The organism is Cryptosporangium aurantiacum, from assembly GCF_900143005.1.
GTDB lineage: Bacteria > Actinomycetota > Actinomycetes > Mycobacteriales > Cryptosporangiaceae > Cryptosporangium > Cryptosporangium aurantiacum.
In genome coordinates this window covers 12,798-35,281 of the sequence record NZ_FRCS01000028.1, presented here as the reverse complement: position 1 = coordinate 35,281, position 22,484 = coordinate 12,798, and the positions used below count along the sequence as shown (strand labels likewise).

At 72.1% G+C, this 22,484-nt stretch carries 23 protein-coding genes; 21 read left to right on the top strand and 2 right to left on the bottom strand.

Annotated elements, in window-relative coordinates; genetic code table 11:
* Position 1: 1 nt before the first annotated feature.
* The gene (locus tag BUB75_RS41765) at positions 2–247 is read right to left on the bottom strand and encodes a helix-turn-helix domain-containing protein (RefSeq protein WP_073266031.1); all 246 of its coding nucleotides are present in this window, start codon (positions 245–247) and stop codon (positions 2–4) included.
* A gap of 259 nt (positions 248–506) precedes the next feature.
* On the opposite strand from BUB75_RS41765, the gene BUB75_RS45915 reads away from it, so the two are divergent.
* The 7 genes from BUB75_RS45915 to BUB75_RS41730 all read left to right on the top strand — a co-directional run bounded on the left by BUB75_RS45915 (position 507) and on the right by BUB75_RS41730 (position 9,025).
* A complete protein-coding gene (locus BUB75_RS45915; RefSeq protein WP_143175760.1) occupies positions 507–1,469 on the top strand; it encodes an SAF domain-containing protein in 963 nt (320 codons plus the stop codon).
* Entirely contained in the window at positions 1,466–3,244 is a 1,779-nt protein-coding gene (locus tag BUB75_RS45910) for a CpaE/TadZ family protein (protein WP_143175759.1), read from the top strand. The genes BUB75_RS45915 and BUB75_RS45910 overlap by 4 nt, the downstream gene beginning before the upstream one ends.
* A gap of 99 nt (positions 3,245–3,343) precedes the next feature.
* Entirely contained in the window at positions 3,344–4,699 is a 1,356-nt protein-coding gene (locus BUB75_RS41750; protein WP_178380120.1) for a WS/DGAT/MGAT family O-acyltransferase, read from the top strand.
* Positions 4,696–5,676, top strand: a complete 981-nt coding sequence (locus BUB75_RS41745) for a patatin-like phospholipase family protein (RefSeq protein ID WP_084742440.1) — start codon at positions 4,696–4,698, stop codon at positions 5,674–5,676. The genes BUB75_RS41750 and BUB75_RS41745 overlap by 4 nt, the downstream gene beginning before the upstream one ends.
* A gap of 49 nt (positions 5,677–5,725) precedes the next feature.
* A complete protein-coding gene (gene chvE / locus BUB75_RS41740) occupies positions 5,726–6,811 on the top strand; it encodes a multiple monosaccharide ABC transporter substrate-binding protein (RefSeq protein ID WP_073266020.1) in 1,086 nt (361 codons plus the stop codon).
* A gap of 11 nt (positions 6,812–6,822) precedes the next feature.
* The gene (locus BUB75_RS41735; protein ID WP_073266018.1) at positions 6,823–8,436 is read left to right on the top strand and encodes a methyl-accepting chemotaxis protein; all 1,614 of its coding nucleotides are present in this window, start codon (positions 6,823–6,825) and stop codon (positions 8,434–8,436) included.
* Positions 8,437–8,518: 82 nt separating this feature from the next.
* On the top strand, positions 8,519–9,025 hold the full coding sequence (locus BUB75_RS41730) for a DUF6912 family protein (protein WP_073266016.1): 507 nt from the start codon (positions 8,519–8,521) through the stop codon (positions 9,023–9,025).
* A gap of 61 nt (positions 9,026–9,086) precedes the next feature.
* Here BUB75_RS41730 and BUB75_RS41725 read toward each other — a convergent pair whose 3' ends face one another.
* Positions 9,087–10,319 carry a hypothetical protein gene (locus BUB75_RS41725; RefSeq protein ID WP_073266014.1) on the bottom strand — a complete coding sequence of 411 codons (1,233 nt, stop codon included), beginning with the start codon at positions 10,317–10,319 and terminating at the stop codon, positions 9,087–9,089.
* Between the two features lie 185 nt (positions 10,320–10,504).
* Between BUB75_RS41725 and pruA the strand changes: the two genes are divergently transcribed.
* From pruA to prfB, 14 genes are all read left to right on the top strand, one after another.
* Positions 10,505–12,139 (top strand): L-glutamate gamma-semialdehyde dehydrogenase, encoded by a 1,635-nt coding sequence (gene pruA, locus BUB75_RS41720; RefSeq protein WP_073266012.1) that lies wholly within the window; start codon positions 10,505–10,507, stop codon positions 12,137–12,139.
* A gap of 108 nt (positions 12,140–12,247) precedes the next feature.
* Positions 12,248–13,984: a serine/threonine-protein kinase gene (locus BUB75_RS48355; protein ID WP_178380119.1), complete on the top strand. Its 1,737-nt coding sequence runs from the start codon at positions 12,248–12,250 to the stop codon at positions 13,982–13,984.
* 97 nt (positions 13,985–14,081) lie between these two features.
* Positions 14,082–15,296, top strand: a complete 1,215-nt coding sequence (locus BUB75_RS41710; protein ID WP_218618099.1) for a TadA family conjugal transfer-associated ATPase — start codon at positions 14,082–14,084, stop codon at positions 15,294–15,296.
* Between the two features lie 106 nt (positions 15,297–15,402).
* Complete coding sequence (locus BUB75_RS41705; RefSeq protein ID WP_218618098.1) at positions 15,403–16,149, top strand: type II secretion system F family protein; 747 nt, start codon at positions 15,403–15,405, stop codon at positions 16,147–16,149.
* Positions 16,146–17,171: a type II secretion system F family protein gene (locus BUB75_RS41700; RefSeq protein ID WP_073266006.1), complete on the top strand. Its 1,026-nt coding sequence runs from the start codon at positions 16,146–16,148 to the stop codon at positions 17,169–17,171. The genes BUB75_RS41705 and BUB75_RS41700 overlap by 4 nt, the downstream gene beginning before the upstream one ends.
* A gap of 26 nt (positions 17,172–17,197) precedes the next feature.
* Positions 17,198–17,617 (top strand): fluoride efflux transporter FluC, encoded by a 420-nt coding sequence (locus BUB75_RS41695; protein WP_218618097.1) that lies wholly within the window; start codon positions 17,198–17,200, stop codon positions 17,615–17,617.
* Entirely contained in the window at positions 17,614–17,973 is a 360-nt protein-coding gene (gene crcB / locus BUB75_RS41690) for a fluoride efflux transporter CrcB (protein WP_073266002.1), read from the top strand. The genes BUB75_RS41695 and crcB overlap by 4 nt, the downstream gene beginning before the upstream one ends.
* A gap of 140 nt (positions 17,974–18,113) precedes the next feature.
* Positions 18,114–18,497: a hypothetical protein gene (locus BUB75_RS41685; RefSeq protein WP_073266000.1), complete on the top strand. Its 384-nt coding sequence runs from the start codon at positions 18,114–18,116 to the stop codon at positions 18,495–18,497.
* A 178-nt stretch (positions 18,498–18,675) separates the two neighbouring features.
* Positions 18,676–18,867 carry a hypothetical protein gene (locus BUB75_RS41680; protein ID WP_073265997.1) on the top strand — a complete coding sequence of 64 codons (192 nt, stop codon included), beginning with the start codon at positions 18,676–18,678 and terminating at the stop codon, positions 18,865–18,867.
* Between the two features lie 39 nt (positions 18,868–18,906).
* Positions 18,907–19,272, top strand: a complete 366-nt coding sequence (locus BUB75_RS41675; RefSeq protein WP_218618096.1) for a TadE/TadG family type IV pilus assembly protein — start codon at positions 18,907–18,909, stop codon at positions 19,270–19,272.
* Positions 19,269–19,808 carry a TadE/TadG family type IV pilus assembly protein gene (locus BUB75_RS41670; RefSeq protein WP_084742439.1) on the top strand — a complete coding sequence of 180 codons (540 nt, stop codon included), beginning with the start codon at positions 19,269–19,271 and terminating at the stop codon, positions 19,806–19,808. The genes BUB75_RS41675 and BUB75_RS41670 overlap by 4 nt, the downstream gene beginning before the upstream one ends.
* Positions 19,805–20,257, top strand: coding sequence for a pilus assembly protein TadG-related protein (locus tag BUB75_RS41665; protein ID WP_084742438.1), 453 nt, complete (start codon positions 19,805–19,807; stop codon positions 20,255–20,257). Before BUB75_RS41670 ends, BUB75_RS41665 begins: the two co-directional genes overlap by 4 nt.
* A gap of 157 nt (positions 20,258–20,414) precedes the next feature.
* The gene (locus BUB75_RS48705; protein ID WP_073265991.1) at positions 20,415–20,933 is read left to right on the top strand and encodes a PadR family transcriptional regulator; all 519 of its coding nucleotides are present in this window, start codon (positions 20,415–20,417) and stop codon (positions 20,931–20,933) included.
* A 214-nt stretch (positions 20,934–21,147) separates the two neighbouring features.
* Positions 21,148–22,263, top strand: coding sequence for a peptide chain release factor 2 (prfB, locus tag BUB75_RS41655; protein ID WP_073265989.1), 1,116 nt, complete (start codon positions 21,148–21,150; stop codon positions 22,261–22,263).
* The last annotated feature ends 221 nt before the right edge of the window (positions 22,264–22,484 follow it).

The window sequence follows — 22,484 nt, the reverse complement described above, 5'->3', positions numbered from 1 at the left end:
TTCAGCTGAGTTCTTCCTCCGTGTTGTCGGTGTACGTGAAGGGGTGCGAGCGGACGAAATCGCGCGTCTCCTTGTACATCCGCTCGATGTACCGCTCCAGTTCGGCCCGTTCCACCCGCCACTGACCCCGCCCGCCGATCTTGATGGCAGGGAGGTCGCCGGACCTGACCAGCGCGTATGTCTGCGAGGACGAGATGTTCAGGATTTCTGCGACATCGGCGAGCTGGAGAAACCGCTCGGTCGTCATGTCACCTCCCGCTACCCCGCTCCTGAGTTTGCCATCCATGTCTCTCCCGGGTTGGGCCCGTCCACAGCGACTAGGACCTGTGGATAGTTGGCACCTGCGTCGCTTCTGGTACGGGACGATGTGAGCAGATCTAGTGGCCTCGATTAGCGCGGATAAACGCCGACGGCGATTGTTTCTCGCCGTCGACCCAGGTTCAGCGTCGCCCGTTCCTGCCATCCTCGTCCTCCGGCGCTAGTGGCGCCTGGCCGAAGGGAATCGGATGTCCGCTCCGGTCTCACCGCCGGCTCGTCGGCGGCGGCTCCCTTCCTGGCTCGACCTGCGGGTTGTCCTCGGCGTTGTCTTGGTGGTGGGCTCGGTGGTGGCGGGCGCGCGGCTGTTCGCGGTGGCTGACCGGACCGTGCAGGTCTGGGCGGTGGCGCGTGATCTGGGCGTCGGCACGGTGTTGGTGTCGAACGACCTGGTCGCCGTGCGCGTGCGGTTACCGGAGAACGCCGCGCGATATTTGGCTGCGAATGGGCCGGAGCCGGTCGGGCGTCGGTTGGCCCGGGACGTCGGGGCCGGAGAATTGTTGCCGCGTGCCGCGCTGATCGACCGGGTCTGCGGCAGCGAGGTGAGCATCCCGGTGAGCACGCAGCACGTCCCGGCGACGGTACGGCGCGGCGCCCGGGTCGACGTGTTCGCGACGCCGCGCGGCGGGGAGACGACCCGGGTGCTCGCGGCGGTGACCGTGCAGAGCACGGTGCGCGGGTCCGCGGTCGGCGGGGGATCGGCGCTGGTGGTGCGGGTGGCTGACGAGCTCACGGCCGATGTGGTGCGGGCGGTGCGCACGGCCGATATCGACGTCGTCGTGGTGACCGGGAGGGCCGCAGGCGACGGATGCGGCGCCCCACCGTCCGCCGGCGCACCCTCCGCCGGCGTGCCGTCCGCCGGCGCACCGTCGGGCGGGGTGCCGTCCGCGGGGGCGCCGTCGGGCGGATTGCCGTCCGACGCAGCCCCGTCCGGCGAACCGCCGTCGGATGGGGCGCCGTCCGCCGGTGCCGACGGCACAGGCCTGCCGGCCACCCCGCCCGCCCCGACCGACGAGGGCGCCGGCACCGGCGGCAGTGACGAAAGTGGCGGGGGCGATGAGGGCGCCCGGAGCGACGGTGGTGATGGCGCTGGGCGTGGCGGGGGCGAAGTGGAGCGGGCTGCTTCGCTGGGCCGGTGGGGAGCGGATCGATGACGCTGCCGGTGCTGACCGTGGTGACCGACGGCGACGACTGGGAGGCCGCGCTTGTCGCCGCGTGGGGGAGCGGCAGCTCGGGTATCACGGTCGTCCGCCGCTGCACCGGGGCCGCGGACCTGCTCGCGGTGGCTGCCACTGGTGTTGCGGTGGCTGCGGTAGTGCCCGCTGACCTGGTCCATCTCGATCGGCCGCTGCTGACCAGGCTCTCGGCGAGCGGTGTTGCGATCGTGGGGCTCGTTGATCCGGACGACGGAGCCGCGCGCGATCGGCTGCGCACGCTGGGCATCGCGCACGTCCTGCCCACGGGCGCCACACCGGCTGCAGTGGCCGAGGCGTTGCGGGCCGCCGCCGCAGCGTTGGCGCACCACCGCACTCCGCCGGGCCGCGCTCCGGAACCACCGCCCCAGCCGTGGCCGGTGCGGGCCCCTGGCCACGGCACCCCGCCGCCCGCCCGCCCCCGCCTGACCGGCCGCGCCACCCCCGAAGACAACGATCCTCGGCGCCCGGACCCCAGCTCCCACCGGCCCGGCAGCACCGCCCCACACGGTGCCCGCCCATCAGCTGGACCTCACCCGGGCGCCGATCCGGGCGGAGGTGTTCACCCGCCGACCGGCTCCGGCCCGGACAGCGGTGTTCACCCGCCACCCCGTCTCGGCCCGGGCGGTGGTGCCGGTGCGGGCGGTGGTGCTCGGCCGCCAGCCGGTTCGGGCCCCGGCGGTGCCCGGGCCGTCGGTGGCCCCAGCCCCGGCCTCGCCGGCCGATCCGCGCCCCCGGCGCGCCCCAACCCCGCCCCACGGCCCGATCCTGCGGTACGCCCAGCCCCCGCGGCGCGCCCCAATCCCGGGGCGCGGCCCGAGCCCGCCGCGCGCCCCGGCCCCGGGGCGCGGCCCGAGCCCGGGACGGTGCCGGCTATCCGGCCCACCTCGGACATCGTGTCCACCCGCGACCGCAAAGACCCCAACCCGCAAGTGCTCGCGGTCTGGGGCCCGACCGGCGCCCCCGGACGCACCACGATCGCGGTCGGCCTCGCTGACGAAGCCGCGCGGCTCGGCGTCCCCACATTGCTGGTGGACGCGGACACCTACGGCGGGGTGGTCGCGCAGCACCTCGGCCTGCTCGACGAGGCGTCCGGGCTGGCGTCAGCCGCCCGGCTGGCCGACACCGGCCGCCTCGACGCTCGCACGCTGGCAACGCTCGCCCGGACCGTCACTCCACATCTTCGCGTCCTCACCGGCATCAGCCGCGCCGAGCGCTGGCCGGAGATCGGCCCGGACGCGATGACCGAGCTGCTCCGGCAGGCCAGGGCGCTGACCACGCTCACGGTCGTGGACTGCGGCTTCAGCCTCGAGCAGGACGAGGAACTGGTCTATGACACCGCGGCTCCGCGCCGCAACGGCGCCACGCTCGCGGCGCTGGAGGCCGCCGACACCGTGCTGGCGGTCGGAACCGCGGACCCGGTCGGTCTGCAGCGGCTGATCCGTGGCCTGGCGTCGCTCCGGGAGGTCGCACCGATCCTCGAGCCCCAGGTCGTCGTCAACCGGCTCCGCCGCGGACCGATCGTGGGCGATCCGGCCCGTGAGGTCACGACGGCGCTGCAGCGATTCGCCGGGGTCGACGGCGCCCGCACGCTGCCCTACGACCGTCCGGCCGTCGACCGGGCGCTTGCGGAGGGCCGCACACTGGCCGAAGTAGCCGAGAAATCGCAGCTACGCCGGGCTCTTGCCGAATTGGCACTTGCCTTTTGTTCCGGATCGGTGCAGGACAGGAGCTGATCACCTGATTGTGGGTACTGGGGAGTAACCCATGTCACGATGAGAGTGTCAGCGGTGTCACACCGGGGTGCCAGCGCGACGTCCGAGGAGGTGGGAGCGGTGCCCGATCGCCTTCACCCGATGGACGTCTCGTTCCTCTCCGCCGAGACCCCGACCACACCCATGCACGTCGGCGGCCTCGCGCTCCTCGAACCGTCCGCACAGGGCCTGGACGTCGCCGCGCTCCGGCGCCGGGTCGAGCAGCGGATCGCGCTCGTGCCGCGGTTCCGGCAGCGCGTCCGCTCGCTGCCCGCGGGTCTCGGGCAGCCGGTGTGGGTGGACGACACCCGATTTGACCTTGCCTATCACGTTCGGCGCACCGGATTACCGACCCCGGGCACCGATGCCCAGCTGCGAACGCTGGTCGGCCGGTTGATCTCCGTGCCGCTCGACCGGTCACGTCCGCTCTGGGAGCTGTACCTCGTCGAAGGGCTCGCCGACGGCCGCGTCGCGGTGATCACGAAGTCACACCCGGCGCTGGTGGACGGCGTCAGCGGCGTCGACCTGCTGCACGTCCTGCTCGACGACAGCCCCGCGACGGCTGACGGCGTGACCCCGGTGTGGCGTCCGGCGCCGGAGCCGGGGCCCGCCGAGCTCGTGCTGCACTCCGCGGTCGATTTCGTCCGCCACCCGACGCACGCGGTCAGCGCCGTCAAAACCGGGGTCCTCGGTGCGGGCCGCCTGCTGACGGCTGCCCGCCCGGCACCGGCCAGCCCGCTCAACGCCGAACCGGGCCGGCAGCGCCGCTTCGCCGACGCCAAGACCGACCTCGCGCACTACCGCACGCTGCGGTCCCGCCCGAACGTCACGGTCAACGACGTCGTGCTGGCGACGGTCGCCGGTGCCCTGCGGCAGTGGCTGCAGTACCGCGGAACACCGGTCCGTCCCGACAGTGTCCTCCGAGCCCTGGTCCCGACCAGCGTCCGCGGCGGCCCACCGGCCGCGTTCGGCGGCGAGGTCGGGGCGAGCGTCGCCACCTCACTGGTCGATCTGCCGATCGGCGAGCAGAACCCCACCGTCCGCCTGACCCAGATCGCGTACGCGATGCGGGCACACGCCGAGCCCGGTCGCCGGGTCGGCGCGGACGCTCTGGTCCGGCTCTCCGGCTTCGCACCGGCGACCCTGAACGCGATGGCGGCACGGGCGGCCTCCGGCCTGTCCCGCCGGCTGTTCAACCTGGTCGTCACGAACGCTCCCGGCCCACAGCGTCCGCTGTTCGTGGCCGGTGCCCGACTCCGCGAGATCTATCCGTTCGTGCCGCTCGCGGCCGGGCAGACGCTCGCGATCGGGGTGACGTCCTACGACGGGCAGGTCTACTACGGCCTGAACGCCGACTGGGACGCGGTGCCGGACCTCGATGTGCTCGCCGGCCTGCTGGCGGAGTCCATCGACGAGCTGACGGAGGCGAAGGTATGACGCGACGTGGCTTGGTGATCGGCGCCGGCGGAGTACTCGGGTTCGCCTGGGCCACCGGGGCGTTAGCGGCGCTGGAGCGCGCCGAGGGCTTCGACTGCCGATCGGTGGACGCGCTGGTCGGGACGTCAGCGGGATCGATACTGGCGTCGTTACTGGCCTGCGGGATGCCGGTGGAGTCGATCGTCCGGCACCACCAGGGGGCGGCCGCTCACGGCGACCCGGTGGTCGACTACGACGAGGACATCGACGGCGCCGGGCCGAGACCCCCGCTGCCCGCGTTCGCGCTGGGCTCGCCGGGGCTGCTCTGGCAGGCGGCGCGGCGTCCGCTGTCGATGTCGCCGATCGTGGCGCTGTCCGGGCTGGTGCCGCGCGGCCGCGCGGCCCACACCGGGGTCCGGCGCCTGATCGGCTCGGTGCTGCCGTGCGACGAGTGGCCGGAGCGGCCGCAGCCGTGGGTCGTGGCGATGGATTACCAGACCGGTCAGCGGGTCGTGTTCGGCCGCGACGGCGCGCCGAACGCCTCGCTCGCGGACGCGGTCAGCGCGTCCTGCGCTGTGCCCGGCTGGTTCGCCCCGATCGAGATCGGCGGCCGCCGGTACGTCGACGGCGGCACCTGCTCCACCGCGTCGGTCGACCTGCTGGCCGGCTGCGACCTCGACGAGGTCTACGTCCTGACGCCGATGGCCTCGTTCGCCTACGACGCCCCCACGACGTTCGCCGGGCGGCTGGAGCGGCGGGTCCGCCGGGTGCTCACCCGGCAGCTGCTCCGGGAGGCGGAGCAGCTGCGTGCCTCCGGCACGCGGGTCACGCTGCTCGGTCCCGGCCCGGAGGACCTGTCGGTCCTCGGTTCCAATTTGATGGACGGTCGGCGACGGTCGACCGTGCTGGAAACCTCGCTGCGGACGTCGTGGGCAGCGCTCCGTCCGGAGTCGGCGCCGCGTCGCCTGCGTGCCGTGCCGTACGACATCGCGGGGTAGAACTCTCCGAAGCACTCAGGTGCGTCGAACGGCGGCCGATCCGTGCCGTATGGCGTTGTTGCCTCATCGGGCCGTGCCGCTGCTCGTCGCCGCGCTGCTCGTCGTCGCCGGCTGTTCCGACTCGGCGGCCGACTCGATCAGCGCCCCGGACCGGGGCATGATCGGCCTGGCCATGCCGACCAAGGAATCGGAGCGGTGGGTCGGCGACGGCGAGAACATGGTGCGCCAGTTCACGCTGCTGGGCTACCGCACCGACCTGCAATACGCCGACGACGACGTCGACAAACAAATCGAGCAGATCGACGCGATGGTCGAGCGCGGTGACAAGGCGCTGGTCATCGGCGCGATCAACGGCACCGCACTCAAAGACGTGCTCGCCAAGGCCGCCGACGCCGACATTCCGGTCATCTCCTACGACCGGTTGATCCGCGACACCGAGAACATCGACTACTACGCGACGTTCGACAACTACCGCGTCGGCGTCCTCCAGGGCACGTATCTGGTCACCGCGCTCGGGCTCAAGAGCGGACGCGGGCCGTTCAACATCGAGCTGTTCGCGGGCTCGGCGGACGACAACAACGCGACGTTCTTCTTCAACGGCGCGATGAGCGTGCTGCGTCCGTACATCAGCAGCGGCCGGCTCGTCGTCCGCAGCGGGCAGACCGCGTTCGCCCAGGTCGCGACCCAGCGCTGGGACGCCGCCGTGGCGAAGCAGCGCATGACCCGGATTCTCGCCGCCTACTACGGGTCCGCCCGGCTCCAGGCGGTGCTCTCGCCGTACGACGGCATCAGCCGCGGCATCCTCGAGGCGGTGAAGGCCGCGGGTTACTCCGGCTCGAACCTTCCCGTGCTCACCGGCCAGGACGCCGAACTCGACTCGGTGAAGCTGATCGTCAACGGCCAGCAGGACCAGACCGTCTACAAGGACACCCGCGAGCTGGCGAAGGTCGCCGTCCAGATGACGAACTCGCTGCTCACCGGCGGGACCCCCGAGGTGAACGACACCAAGCAGTACAACAACGGCGTCAAGACCGTCCCGACGTTCCTCCTCCAGCCGGTGAATGTCGACAAGTCGAACTACCAACGGATTCTCGTCGACGGCGGCTACTACACCGCTGACCAACTGGCGGCCTGAAGGAGCACCTCATGAGCGCAGCCGCTCCGGAGAGCGCGCCGGCGCGCCGGTCGGTGTTCGGCCGGTTCTTCGACCTCCCGGTCCGGATCAAGCTGGGCGTCCTGGTCGGAGCGAGCCTCGTCGCGCTCGCCACGTGTCTGGTCGTCACCAGCGTGAGCAACCGGACAGCGGAGAACACCTCGACGCGGCTGCAGGACATCAACGAGGCCAGCGCGCTGGTACTGCAGCTCGATCGCCAGGCGACCGAGCTCAAGAGCAGCGCACTGCAGAGCGTCGTCCGGAGCGATCCCGCGACGCAGCAGTCGATCCTCGCCGATCAGGTCACCGCGGCGGACGATCTGCTCGCCCGGCTGGAAGGCGTCGAACTCCCGAAGTCGTTGGCGAGTGCGGTGGCGCGGATCAAGACGGCGTACACCGACTACACGGCCGTCGTGACGCGGTTCGTCAAGGGCGCGGCGGTCGACCCGGCGGGCGCCAAGACCTCCTGGGCCCAGATCGCGGTCGACAACTACCTGACCAGCGCGGTCCTGCAGAACGAGCGGACGCTGTTCGCGCGGACGATCAGCGCGGAGGAGGACGCCGCCGCGAGCAGCCGACGGCAGGCGAACTACGTGCTCTGGACGACGGCAGCGGTGACCGCGCTGCTGCTCTGCCTGCTGGCTCGGTTCGTCGTCCTGTCGATCACCAAGCCGCTGCAGAGCGTCCGGCGGGCGCTCCGGGCGATGGCGGCCGGTGACCTCACGGTGCGGGCGAAGGTCGCGTCCAACGACGAGGTCGGCCAGATGGCACGGGCGCTGGACGAAGCGCAGACCGAGGTCCGCAACGTCATCGCGTCGGTGTCCGACTCGGCGTTCCAGGTGGCCGCCGCGGCCGAGCAGATGTCGTCGACCTCCAGCACGATCGAGGCGTCGGCGCGGGACGCGTCGGGCCAGGCCCAGGGTGCCGCCGAGGCAGCGGCGCAGGTGTCGGACAACGTCCAGACCGTGGCGCGCGGCACCGAGGAGATGGGGCTGTCGATCCGAGAGATCGCCCACAACGCAACCGAGGCGGCGCGGGTGGCGAGCCAGGCCGTCGGCGTCGCGCAGACGACCACCGCGCAGATCGGCAAGCTGGGCCAGTCCTCGACCGAGATCGCGTCGGTGGTCAAGGTCATCACGAGCATCGCCGAGCAGACCAACCTGCTGGCGCTCAACGCGACGATCGAAGCGGCCCGGGCAGGCGAGTCAGGCAAGGGGTTCGCGGTCGTCGCCAACGAGGTGAAGGAACTCGCGCAGGAGACCGCGCGGGCCACCGAGGACATCGGCACCCGGGTCGGCGCGATCCAGGCCGACACCGAGGCCGCGATTCAGGCGATCGGTGAGATCAGCGCGGTGATCACGCAGATCAACGACTTCCAATCGACGATCGCCGGCGCGGTGGAGGAGCAGACCGCGACCACCAGCGAGATGAACCGGAGCGTGTCGGCGGCCGCTGACGGCGCCGGTGGCATCGCGGCGAACATCGCCGGGCTGGCGACTGCGACCCAGATCACCACCGAGGGGATCTCGCAGTCGCAGGTCGCGGTGGCCGACCTGACCCGGATGGCCCAGCAGCTGCAGGCGCTGACCACACACTTCCGAAGCTGAGCTGCCGCCGCACGCGCGATCGCCGGGCGCGTAGAGGACACTTTGTGCGGTCACGGCACCAGGCCGGACCGGAGGGAGTGGGATGCGGATCTACCTGCCGGCGACGTTGGCGATGCTCCACCAGGTCGAGGCCGACAAGGAGCTGGGGCCGGCGCCGCTCACGGCGTTCGCGGTGACCCCCGCGCTGCGGGAGTGGTACCTGGACGACGACGAAGAGGTTCTCGAATACGCGGCCTTCACGCAAGCCGCGCGGGCGGCGTTGCGTCTGCTGGACGCCGATCCGCTGGCGCCGCGGCGTCGCGTGGTGCTGTCGGCGGACGTGCCCGACCGTGAGGTGACGCTGCACCCGGACCTCGACCGTGCGGTGGTGCGGAGCACGGCGGTGATCCCGCTCGACCGGCTCGCCTCCGTCCACGTCGACGGTGCCGAGGCGGAGCCGGACGTGGCCGCGGCCGTGAAGGTGATCATGGCCGCGGACCTCGGCGACGAGGACGCCCAGTTCACGGTCGACGGCACCGATGACCACGAGCTGGAGTGGTACGCGGTACAGGAACTGCCGGCTCTGTTGGAGGCGTTCCCCGCCCGCTGAACGCTGTTCGGCGGCGAATGAAACGCGGATCGGTCCTGTTATAGCTGGACCGATCCGCTTCTCAGTTCTGGGTGGGGGTGTCCTGCCGCTGGCTCTGGGTCGGGATCAGCGCGGTCAGGTTGGTGCGGATCACGCCGTTGCTGCTGCGGGCCGGCGGCGCCGGTGGCGTGTCGGCGCTCGCCCGGGGCGCGTCCGGCGGGGTCGGGGGAGCGGGCTGGGTCGGGATCGGCACCGTCGGCCGGTCGGCCGGATCGACGTCACGGGGGACGGTGGGCAGCGGCACGGTCGCGGTCTCCGACCCCGCGCCCTCGGACGCGGGCTGGGGCGGCGGGGTGGGAGCCGGGGCCGGGCGGGGCGCGGGGATCGTGGCCGGATTGCCCGCGGTGGCCGCCGGGACGGCGTCCCCCGCAGTGCTTTTGGAAGTGCGGGCCAGCCACTCCGGGTGGGCCCGCAGGGACCGACCGGCAATATACGCGGTCAAACCACCGACCACGCCCATCACCAACAGCTGGACGCCGTGCCCCGGCGCGGCCTGGGCCAGCGCGTCGCCCTTGGCCGGGTCGTCGACCATCAGCCAGGCGAGCAGCTCGGCGAGGTCACCGATGACCACCAGCGCGAGCGGGAAGAGCCCGACGATCATCCAGTGCGACCACCAGGTGCGCTGGCGCCGCCGCGACAGCCACCACACGCCGATCACCGCACCGACCGCGGACGAGATGCCCCAGTCGATCGCGCTGACCACGAGCGGCGTCCCGCGCTCCGGGTCGTTGTCCGGCGCGAGCGAGAACAGCGCGATCAGCGCCTGCGCGGAGAGGTTCACGAGCGTTGCGGCGAACGTCGCGACGAGCCCGCCGAGCACGGCGCCACCCGCCCGGACGCCACCGAACACCCCACCGAGCAGCGCGGCGACGAACACCGCGACGACCATCGGGTACGTCGCACTGCCGAGGGACGTGGACGCCCAGCACAGCATCGAGAACACCGCACCGGCGACGCTGGCCGCGGCGACACCGGTGCCGAGGCTGCCGGGCGTGGTGCTGCCGGCCTTCTGCTGGGTGCGGCGCCACCAGGCTCCGTTCGCGCTGGCGGCCGCGCCGGCGAAAGCCGCGGCGAACGCGACGGTCGCGCCCTGGATCGCGACCCACCAACCTGCTCTCTCGCCGTTGTAGACGTCGACTGACGTAGCGGCGACGAGCTGCACGAGCGCGAGCACCGCCGAGGATGCGACGAGTAACTGGACGGTAGTTCGACCGGGTTCGGTGAGCGGGTGGGCGGGCGCGGGGCCGGACTCCACGTCGACTCCTTTCTGAGCAGGAGCGGACACGGTCTTCAGGCGCATCTTAGGTAGCACGAGCGGGCACCCGGCAGTCTGCCCCACCGAGGGTTGATCCCCAAAGCCGCTGGATACGAGCGGCACTGTGAGGAAACAGCCCGATACAGTGGAGTTTGCGCCACTGGACGAGCCGGAGGTGACCGTAGATGGACGGTGTCACCCGGGTACCCGAGCCGGTGAACGAGCCGGTCCGGACCTACGCCCCCGGAAGTGCCGAGCGTCGAAGCTTGCAGTCGGCCCTGGATCAGCTCGCTGACCAGCGCGAAGACCTCACCCAGACGATCGGCGGCGAGGCCCGCTGGGGTGGTGGCGACGAAGTGCCGGTGATTCAGCCGCACGCCCATGCCCACCTCCTCGGGACCTTGCGGCAGGCTACGCGCACGGATGTCACGGACGCGATCGCCGCTGCGGCCCAGGCGGCACCGGCCTGGCAGGCGATGTCGTACGCCGATCGGGCTGCGATTTTTCTCCGGGCGGCCGACCTCGTGGCGGGCAAATGGCGAGACGTTCTGAACGCGGCGACGATGCTCGGTCAGTCGAAGACCGTCGCCCAGGCGGAGATCGACTCCGCCTGTGAGCTGATCGACTTCCTCCGGTTCAACGTGCACTTCGGCGAGCGGATCCTGGCCGAGCAGCCGAACTCGGGCGGCGGCGCGTGGAATCGCTTCGACCATCGTCCGCTGGAAGGGTTCGTCCTCGCGATCACGCCGTTCAACTTCACCGCGATCGCGGGCAACCTGCCGACCGCACCAGCGCTGATGGGCAACACCGTCCTCTGGAAGCCGTCACCGACCCAGCAGCTCTCGGCGCACTTCTTCATGCGGGTGCTGGAGGAGGCGGGTGTGCCGCCGGGCGTGATCAACCTGGTGACCGGCGACGGCGCCGCGGTCTCCGAGGTCGCGTTGAGCGATCGGAACCTGGCCGGGATCCACTTCACCGGCTCGACCCGGACGTTCCGGTACCTCTGGGAGGGCGTGGGGCGGAACCTCGACCGCTACGCCGGGTATCCGCGGCTGGTGGGCGAGACCGGCGGCAAGGACTTCGTCGTCGCCCATCCCTCTGCCGATCCGGACGCGTTGCACACCGCGCTGGTCCGGGGTGCGTTCGAGTACCAGGGGCAGAAGTGCTCGGCGGCGTCCCGGGCCTACCTGCCGCGGTCGCTCTGGGAGGGCGGTCTCCGCGACCGGCTGGCGACGACGGTCGAGGAGCTGGAGTACGGCGACGTCCGCGACTTCCGGCACTTCGGCGGCGCGGTGATCGACCGACGCGCGTTCGATCGGCTGCGGGACGTGCTTGCGAAGCTCGAAGCCGACCCGTCGTGTTCGATCCTGGCGGGTGGCGGCACCGACGACAGCGTCGGGTGGTTCGTCCGGCCGACGGTGGTGGTCGGGACCGACCCGACCCACGAGCTGTTCCGGACCGAGTACTTCGGCCCGCTGCTCGGCGTCCACGTTTACGACGACGCCGGTTTCGACGCTGTGCTGGACCTGGCCGCTGACAGCGCGCCGTACGCGCTGACCGGCGCGGTGTTCGGGCGGGATCGCGCCGCGCTGGTCCGCGCCACCGAACGGCTGCGGTTCGCGGCCGGGAACTTCTACCTCAACGACAAGCCGACCGGAGCGGTGGTGGGCCAGCAGCCGTTCGGTGGCGCGCGGGCGTCTGGTACCAATGACAAAGCGGGGTCGATCCTGAACCTGCTGCGCTGGGTGTCCCCGCGCACGATCAAGGAGACGTTCGCCCCGCCGACCGATCATCGGTACCCGCACATGTCGGGTGGCTGACTGTCGGCAGGGATGTGGCACGAATCCGGGAGACCGGTAGTGCGGCCGGTTTGCATACTCGGTAAACGGACGCCCTGACCAGCGTCCCGTACCGAAGGGATGACCGCCGTGACCACGCCTCTTGGCAGCCGATACGAGCTGGTGGAGAAGATCTCCGGCGGCGCGACCGGGTCGGTGTGGCGCGCTCGCGTCGTCAAGACCGGCGAGGAAGTCGCCGCGAAGCAGATCCGGGCCGAGTTAGCCAGCGACGCTGACGTCGTCGACCGGTTCCTCCGCGAGCGGCGGGTCCTGACCTCGATCGACCACCCGGCCGTCGTCCGGATGCGTGACCTGGTCGTCGAGGGTGACCAGATCAGCCTGGTGATGGACCTGGTCGACGGCGCCGACCTCCGGCACACGCTCGCGATCGCCGGTGCGCTCGCGCCGACGTCCGCGGTGCTGATGGCGGCCACGATCGCGGACGCGCTGGCCGCCGCGCACGCGGCCGGGGTCGTCCATGCGGACGTGAAACCCGCGAACGTGCTGGTCCCGGCCGACGGCGGTCCGGTGCGGCTGGCCGACTTCGGCGTGTCCCGGCTGGTGCACGGCCCGGCGCGGATGAGCTACGGCACTCCGGAGTACATCGCGCCCGAGGTCGTCCAGGGACACGCCTCGATCCCGGCCAGCGACGTCTACGGGCTGGGCATCCTGCTCTACGAACTGCTCACCGGCACGACGCCGTACCGCGGCGGTTCGTCCGCCGAAGTGATGCAGCGGCACGTCAAGGCCCGCCCGATCTGGACCGACGCGGTGCCGGACGCCGTCCGTCGTGTGCTGACCTCCTGCCTGCACCGTGACCCGATGCGCCGCCCGGCCGCGGAGTCGCTCGCCGCCGACCTGCGCGCGGCGGCCCCGGTGCTCGCCGGCCTCCCCGCCGCGACACCAGCGCCAGAGGGAACACCGCACTTCCAGGTGGTGGCGGTCGTCGAGTCGGTGGACGGCGCCGTCGAGCCGGACGAGCGGGTCACCTCGGTGCTCCCCGCAACGCCGCGTCCGGGTGTGCTGGCCGCCTCCTCGTCGCCCGACGAGCTCACCGCACGCTCGGCCCGCCACCCCAGCCCTACGCTGACGATCGCCGCGCCGGTGCCGGTCGGGGTGGGCGCAGGCGCGATCGTGGCGAGCGCGGGTGGCTCCGGCCCTTCGGGTTCCCCGGGCCCCTCGGGCCACGAGAATCCGCCGGCGAACCTCGACTTCACGCCGCAGCCCACCACTCCGCAGCCCACGACTCCGCCCACCGCGATCTTCCCGGCAGCGTCCGGTCCCGGCGGGCCTGGCGGCCCGGGCGGCCCGGGCGGTCCGGGCGGTCCGGGCGGTCCGGGCGGTCCGGGCGGTCCCGGCGGGGGTGCTCCTGGCGGGGGTGCTCCTGGCGGCCCGCCGCCGTCGTTCGACGACACGCTGTCCCCGCCGCGCTGGGCGTTCCCTCCCGGCACGATCCCGCCGCGGCAGGAGAAGAAGCGCCGCTGGCCGCTGATCGTCAGCCTGATCGTCGCCTGTCTCGTCGCGGTGGTGGCGGTCGGCGCCGGTGTGGCCTGGTCCGGCGTCCTCGACTCGTCGAACAACGAGGCCGACCCCAAGCCGGTGGTGGAGTCGGCGAAGCCGACGCCGAAGCCGAGCACGACCCGCACGCCGAGCGCGACGCCCAGCCGCCCGGACGACGCGATCCCGGGCGACCCGCAGGGCACGCCGCCCACGACGCTTCCCGACCTGCCCACGCCCGGCGAGTCGATGACGCCGCCGGACGAGACGATGCCGCCGATGGTGTCGCCCGGCGCGGACGACCCGGAGATCGGCAGCCCGATCGACTGAATTCTTTCGACCGGCCCCGCGGGAGTTATCCACAACCCCGTCACTCCCGGTGTTCTGCTCGCTACCGTCGAGGTAGGAGCGGGAGCCGGGAGGTGGGGTGTCCAGCGCCGACGAGATCGACCGGGAAGTACGTGAACTGGTGCGCCGTCGCGGGGTCGACCCGATGGGGGACCCGGCCGCCGTCGGCGGGCTGATCGATGAGGTGCTGGCCGCGCAGGCCGATCGGGTGGCTGCCGGAGCCGCCGAGGCGCTGGCGGACCCGCGCGACGTCCGGCGGGTGGTGCTCGACGCGGTCGCGGGATTCGGGCCGCTGCAACGCTTCCTCGACGATCCGACGGTCGAGGAGATCTGGGTCAACGGTCCGGGCCGGGTCTTCGTGGCCCGCAGCGGACGGTCGGAGCTGACCACCACGATCCTCGCGCCGGGCCAGGTCGAGGAACTGGTCCTGCGGGCGCTGGAGCGCACCGGCCGCCGCGTCGACCTGTCCACGCCGTTCGTCGACGCGATGCTCCCGGACGGTTCGCGCCTTCACGTGGTCATCCCGGACGTGACCCGGGAGCACTGGGCGGTGAACATCCGCAAGTTCGTCGCCCGCGCGCACTCCCTGTCCGAGCTGGTACCGCTCGGAACGCTGACACCGCACTCCGCTCGGTTCCTCGAAGCCTCGGTCGTCGCCGGTCTGAACGTGATCGTCAGCGGCGGCACCCAGTCCGGCAAGACCACGCTGCTGAACTGCCTCGCGGGCGCGATCCCGACCACCGAGCGGGTGATCAGCTGCGAGGAAGTGTTCGAACTCCAGCTGCGCCACCACCCCGACTGGGTCCCGCTGCAGACCCGCCAGCCGAACCTGGAGGGCACCGGCGAGATCCCGCTGCGCCGCCTGGTCACCGAGGCGCTGCGGATGCGTCCGGACCGCCTGATCGTCGGCGAGGTCCGCCAGGCCGAAGCCCTCGACCTGCTGATCGCGCTCAACGCCGGCCTGCCCGGACTGTGCTCGGTCCACGCGAACTCGGCTCGGCAGGCGGTGACGAAGCTGTGCACGCTGCCGCTGCTGGCCGGTACGAACGTGCACCCCTCGTTCGTCGTCCCGACTGTGGCGACCTGCGTCGACCTCGTCGTCCACCTGGAGCTCACCGCGGCGGGGCACCGCCGCGTACGGGAAGTGGTCGCGGTCGGCGGACACGGCAGCGTCGAAACCGCAGCGATCTTCGCGACGTCCGGCGGAGAGTTGGTCCGCGCCGACGGTTTCCCGCCGCACGGCGACCGGTACAGCCGCGTCGGCGTCGACCTGCCCGCCCTGATGGCGGTCTGACATGGGTGCGGTCCTGGGGTTCGCGTTCGGCTGCGGCTTACTACTTCTGCTTCGCGGACGCTCTGCGCGCGGGCATCGTCGCTGGTCTTACCGTCCGCCCGGCCGGGTGGCGCTGCTGAACGCCGCCGGACTACCTGGCGTCCGCCCGGCGCAGTTGCTCGGCGCGCAGGTGGGTGCGGCGCTGGTGGCGCTGGGCGTGACGTACACGGTCGTCGGCAGCAGCTCGGTGGGGGTGTGTTTTGCCGTGTTCGGGTTCCTGGCGCCGAGTGCGCTGGTGCGGCGTCTGCGGACGACGCGCGCCCGCGAGCTCCGGGACGCGTGGCCCGACGTCGTCGACAACCTGGCCTCCGCGATCCGGGCCGGGATGTCGTTGCCGGAGGCCGTCGGTGCGATCGCCGAGCGCGGCCCGGCGCCGCTGCGGCCGGCGTTCGCCCGGTTCGCGGCCGACTACCGGGCGACCGGGAACTTCCTGGTCTGCCTCGACCGCCTGAAGTCGGAGCTGTCCGACCCGGTGGCCGACCGGATCTGCGAGGCGCTCCGGGTCGCCCGTGAGGTCGGGGGCACCGACCTGGGGCACCTGCTCCGGGCGCTGTCCGGTTTCCTGCGGGAGGACGCGCGGATCCGGGCCGAGTTGGAGGCGCGGCAGGGCTGGACGGTCAACGCGGCGCGGCTCGCGGTGGCCGCTCCCTGGCTGGTGCTGCTCCTGCTGGCGATGCAGTCCACGTCGTTGCGGGTGTTCGACACGTTCTCCGGGCGGCTGCTGCTGGCGCTCGGAGGCGCGACGACGCTGGTCGCCTATCGGCTGATGCTCCGGATCGGGCGGTTGCCGACCGAGCGGCGGGTGCTGACGTGAGCGGCGTCGGCGGGCTGCTCGGGCTGGTGTTCGCGCTCGGACTGGCGCTGGTGACGTGGGGCGGGCCGCCGGCACGGCGTCCGCGGCTGGACGACCGGCTGGCGCCCTACCTCGGCCGCGCCGAAGTGAGTCGAGCCGTGGTGACGAGCGCGGCGTCGCCGGCAGGTCGCCGGGACCCGGCCGGGCCGGGTGGCCGCTCGGATCCGGGCGGCTCGGCGGCGGGTCGGTCGGCGGTCGGCCGCCGCGATGCGGGCTGGTCGGCGGCTAACCGGCGGGATGCGGGCTGGGCGGCGGCGGGGCGGGCGGTGGTGGAGGTGCTTGCGGAGCGGCTGGACCGGGTGCTCGGCGGTGGCGCGTCGCTCCAGCGGCGGCTGGTGGCGGCGGGCCTGGACGACTCGGTGCCCGCGTTCCGCGCCGATCAGGTGCGCTGGGCGGGCGTCGGTTCGGTCGTCGGTGCCGCGCTGGGCGGAGCGTTCGGCGGGCTGCCGGGCGCCCTGGTGCTCGCGCTGGTCGGCGCGCTGGCAGGCGTCCTCGGCCGGGACCGGTGGCTCGCGGTACGGATCCGCCGCCGAACCGAAGCGCTGCGGGCCGAGCTGCCGGTGATCGCCGAGCTGCTCGCGCTGGCGGTCACCGCGGGCGAGGCGCCGGCCGCGGCGCTGCGTCGGGTCGCCCAGGTCAGCGGCGGGGAGCTGGGCCGCGAGCTGACCCGCGTGCTCGACGAGAGCCGGTCGGGCGTCGGCCTGGTCACCGCGCTCGACGGGTTGGCCGCTCGCTCCGCCTGGGAGCCGCTGGTCCGGTTCGTGGACGGCCTGGTGGTCGCGCTCGACCGCGGCACCCCGCTCGCCGAGGTGCTCCGGGCCCAGGCAGCGGACGCCCGGGAGGCCGGCAAGCGGTCCCTGCTGGAGTCCGGCGGCCGCCGGGAGATCGCGATGATGGTGCCGGTGGTGTTCGGCGTCCTCCCGGTCACCGTGCTGTTCGCGCTCTACCCGGGCCTGGTGGCGATCAGCCTGCTGAGCAGGTGATCGACGGCGGCAGCTACGGTGCAGGTGTGGGTGGGGAGAAGAGCCTCTGGCCGGTTCTCGCCGCTGTCTCGGCGGGGGGAGTCCTCGGCGCGCTCGCCCGGTACGGGCTGGCCACCGCCTGGCCGCACCGCTCGGACGAGTTCGCGTGGGCCACGCTGATCACGAACGTCTCGGGGTGCCTGCTGATCGGCGTCCTGATGGTGCTGGTCACCGAGGTGTACCCGAATCAGCGGCTGCTGCGTCCGTTCCTTGGCGTCGGAGTGCTCGGCGGATTCACCACGTTCTCCACCTACGTCGTCGACGTCGGGCACGCGGCTACCGCTGGTGCGGTCGGCACCGCGTTCGCGTACTTCCTCGCGACCGTGGTCGGTGCGCTGGTCGCGGTGTGGATCGGGGTGACGGCCACCTCGCGGGTCGTCGCCCTCCGGCGCACCGCGCGCCCGTGACGGTTCTCCTGGTCGCGCTCGGCGCCGCCGTCGGCGCGCCGCTGCGTTACCTCACCGACCGGGCCGTGCAGGCCCGTCACGACTCCGAGTTCCCGTGGGGCACGTTCATCGTCAACATGGTCGGGTCGGCGCTGCTGGGTTTCCTCGCGGGCCTGCCGGCGTCCACGGCGGTGACCGCCCTGCTCGGTACCGGGTTCTGCGGAGCCCTGACGACGTATTCGACGTTCAGCTACGAGACCTGGCGGCTGGCGGACCGCGGCTCCCACTTCCTGGCGCTGGCCAACGTGCTGGCGAGCCTGCTGGCCGGACTCGGCGCCGGTGCGATCGGCCTGATGCTGGCTCTCGCCGTTCGTTAGCTCTAGCCGTTTTGCGGTGTATCCGTCTTGTGCCTGATTGGCGGCACGGGGTGGAGCCCGTCGTGTGAGCAGCCGCCGCCAGGTTTCGGCGCGGGCTGTCCGGGCAGGAGACCAGGGACGACGAGAAGGAGGCCGGTTTCATGGTCGACGTCCGGAAGGAAGAGCACGGGTTCGCCGAGGCCGAGCCCGGCTTCGAGGCGGAGCGTGCCGAGCGGGCGCGCCTGGTCGACGCGTTTCTCGCCGCGATGGGCGAGGCGGGAAGCCCGGGGACGTCCCGCAAGCTCGGGTCGTTCATGCGCCAGCTCACCGGTCAGCAGGAAGACCGCTACTGGGCTACCCAGGTGGAAGGTGACGAGGACGGCGTCCTGGTGTTCGCGGACGGGCGCCACGGATGGGAGCGCAGCTTCCGCCACTCCGACCGCCCGATGAGCCCGGACGACGAGATCCCGCCGGACCGGCTCGCCGACGCCCTGCGCGCGATCCTGGACGAGAACGGCGTCGCGCGGCCGTCGGAACTGCAGTAGCCAACGCGCCACCGCCCGCCCGGTTACGTACCGGGCGGGTGTTCGTGTGGCCGGATGTCACGTTGGGCGAACCTGCGGTTATCCACAGTTTTGCCGGATGTGCCCGCCGGGGCCGGGGGCGTCTCTACGCTCGTTGTGGGGCCTGGGATTCCATGTCGAGCGCACGGAGGGGCGTCCCATGGTGCCGATTTGCTTCTTGCTCAGCCGGGTGGCGCGGCCTCGCGGTGACGCCGGTGACGTTCCCGGCTGGGTGATGGTGACGGTCATGACGGCGGGCCTGGTCGCGGCGGTGTTCGCGGTGTTCCGGGACGCGATCGTGGTGGCCGTCCAGAGCGCGCTGGAACAGGTGGTCTCCGACACCGGGCGGTGAGCGGTGCGGCCGCCCGTTGGTGAGCGTGGCTCCGCCGCCGTGGAGTTCGCTCTGGTCAGCGTCGTCCTGCTGATGCTGTTGCTCGGCGTGCTGCAGGTAGCGGTCTACCTCTACGTGCGCAACGTCGTCGCGGCGAGCGCGGCGGAGGGCGCGCGATTCGCCGCGAACGCCGACGTCGGCTCCGACCAGGGCGCCGCGCGGGCAGAGCTCACGCTGCGCCGAGGCGCGGGCCGGGACGTCGCGTCCCGGGTCACCTGCGTGGGACGGGAGGAGATCGGCGAGGGCGGCCTGCGGCTCGCCGGCGTGGAGTGCGTCGGCGCGCTGCCGGTGTTCTTCGCCCCGATCGGCGACGCGCTGCCGCTCCACGTCACCGCCCGTGCGGTCGAGGAAGGCGCCCCGCCATGACGCCGTCGCACTCCCGCCGGGCGCGCGCTCCGGCCGGGTCGCGCCGGCGGCCGGTGGGGGAGAGCGGCGCGGCGATCGTCGAGTTCGTGTTCGCCGGGGTGCTGCTCCTGGCCCCGCTGCTCTACGTGGTGCTCGCGCTGTCCGAGGCCCAGCGCCACGCGTTCGCGGTGACCCAGGCCGCCCGCGAGGCCGGCCGCGCCTACGCGACGGCCGACGACCCCTCCACCGCATCCGCCCGCGCGACCTACGCGGTGCGGCTCGCGCTCGCCGACCAGGGCCTCTCCGGCGACGCCGAACTGCACTGGGGCCCGATCGGCGCGAGCTGCGAGGGACCGCTGGTTGCCGACGGCCTCACCGTCGACTCGACTGTTAGCCCGGTGAGCGAGGCGCCGCCGCTCACCGCAGGCTCCCGGTACGAGCTGTGCGTCCGAACGACCTATCGGTTGCCGGGCGTGCCCACGCTGCTGGACGCGGGCCGCAACACCGTCGAGGCGCGCTACGTCGTGCGGCTGGACGACCTGCGAGGCGAGCGATGAAGCCAGCGATGAGGCGGGCGGCGTCCGCACGGCGCGATGCGGGCAGCACGCTGCCGCTGATCCTGCTGTGTGTCGCGATCGCGCTCCTGCTGATCGCCGGCGCGACGACCGCCTCCAGCGCGTTCCTCGCCCAGCGCGATCTCCAGGCCTGGTGCGACAGTGCCGCGCTCGCGGTGGCCGGTGGCGCAGCCGACGCCGGGGCGTACACGACGGGCCCGGTTCCGTCCGATCAGGCGCCGCTCCACTACGACGATGCGGCCGCTGAGCTGCAGGTCTACCTCGCGGGTATACAGAACGAGGGGGTTTTCGTGGAGCTGGGCGTACAAAATGATCAGATCACGCTGGTCTGTACGCGTACGGTCGTCCTCCCGTTCGGACGACTGTTCGGTATACCGGACGGCTTGGAGCGGGTTGCGGTGAGCTCATCGCGGGTACGCTGGAGGGCCTGATCGGACCGTGACCGGCTCTTCTCGACGCTTCCCCGCGCTTGCTCCCGGGGATGGCCCGCGCCCCCGATGACCTGCGAACTGTCCGACTTGTGATGGGTTCCACTTTGGAAGGCGTGGCGTATGGCGCGACCGCCCGAATCGTGTCACCGTGGCTAGCATGGCGGAGAAAGGTCTCAATGCGACAGCGGCGGCCCTGCTCGGGCTGCTCCACGAGGGTCCGATGACAGGTGGCCAGCTCATGGCCACTGCGGAGAACAGATTGGGTCCGTTCTGGACCACTACTCGGAGCCAGGTATACCGCGAGTTGCCGGTTCTGGCCGAGAGAGGGTTCGTTCGGCTCGGAAGACCCGGCCCCCGCTCCTCTCAGCCCTATGCGATCACCGCGTCCGGTAAGCGCGTGTTCGCGAAGTGGCTGAGCGAGGACGCGGGGCGTGACCAGCTACGTAACCCGCTCATGCTGCGGGCGGCGTTCGGGTCGCTGCACAAGCCGCAACAGCTCCAGGAGCTGTACACGGAGCGCCGGGAAGAGCACACCAACCGGTTGGCGGAGCTTCGGGAGGAGCTCAAGGAGGTCAAGAAGCGGGACGACGCATTCCAGGTGGCGACGCTGGAGTTCGCGATCCAGTACCAGCGGTCGATCCTGAAGTGGCTCGACAGCGCACCCGGTTTGAGCTGATCCCACGGTGGCCGGTCGTTCCCGGCCGCGCGCGGCTGCCGGGGGTGGGAGCCGCGCACGGCCGGGAACGAGGTCGCCGCATGCGGCTGACTGGGCCGATTGGGGTGGGAGCCGCGCACGGCCGGGAACGAGGTCGCCGCATGCCGCGGTAACGAGCGGCTGAGCACGCGGCGGTGAAGCGGGCAGGGCACCTGACCGCGTAGGCTGGGTTGCTGTGGCTGCCGTCGACCTACACGAAGAGCTCAAGGCTCTCGACACGACCCTGACATCGGTCGAGAGCGTGCTCGACCTCGACAAGCTCCGGCGTGAACTCGCCGAGCTGAATGAGGCGGCCGCTGCGCCTGACCTCTGGGACGACCAGGAGCGGGCGCAGCAGGTGACCTCGCGCCTCTCGTTCGTCCAGGGCGAGCTGAACAAGGTCGGTGGCCTGCGTCAACGCCTCGACGACGCCCAGCTGCTGCTGGAGATGGCCGAGGCCGAGGACGACCAGGGCTCGGTCCAGGAGGTCGCCACCGAGCTGACCTCGCTCCGGACCACGATCGAGGAGCTCGAGGTCCGCACGCTCCTCTCCGGCGACTATGACCCACGCGAGGCGCTGATCACGATCCGCGCCGAGGCCGGCGGCGTCGACGCGGCCGACTTCGCCGAGATGCTGCTGCGGATGTACCTCCGCTGGGCGGAGCGCCACCACTACAGCACCGAGGTCTACGACACGTCGTACGCCGAAGAGGCCGGGATCAAGTCCGCGACGTTCACGGTCAGAGCGCCGTACGCCTACGGCACGCTCTCGGTCGAACAGGGCACGCACCGTCTCGTCCGGATCAGCCCTTACGACAACCAGGGCCGGCGCCAGACGTCGTTCGCCGGCGTGGAGGTGCTGCCGGTCGTCGAGCAGAACGACCACGTCGACATCCCGGAGAACGACATCCGGATCGACGTCTTCCGCTCCTCCGGCCCGGGTGGCCAGAGCGTCAACACGACCGACTCGGCGGTGCGGATCACCCACCTGCCGACCGGGATCGTGGTGTCCTGCCAGAACGAGAAGTCCCAGATCCAGAACCGGGCGGCCGCGATGCGGGTGCTCCAGGCCCGGCTGCTCGAGCGGCGACGCGTGGAGCAGAAGGCCGAGATGGACGCGTTGCGCGGCGACGGCGGCAATTCCTGGGGTAACCAGATGCGCTCGTACGTCGTGCACCCGTACCAGATGGTCAAAGACCTCCGGACCGACCACGAGGTTGGTAACCCTCAGGCGGTGTTCGACGGCGACATCGACGGGTTCATCGAGGCGGGCATCCGCTGGCGCAAGCAGCAGGAGGCCGGCGTCTCCTGACCTGGACGCCGTCCCCCGGCTGCGGGCCGCTCTCCACCCCGGAGGGCGGCCCGCGGCCTTTCGTGCCGGGGGTAGGACATCCACCGATCGGCCAGGGGGCCTCAACCTTTCCGCATCTCCGTGCAGGTTGGGCGCGGCCCCCGGACCGGCCCGCCAAGCCGGGCCGCGGACGCGCTCCGTGACCACCGAATGGGGCCTTGACCTGCAGTAAACGGCCGAAA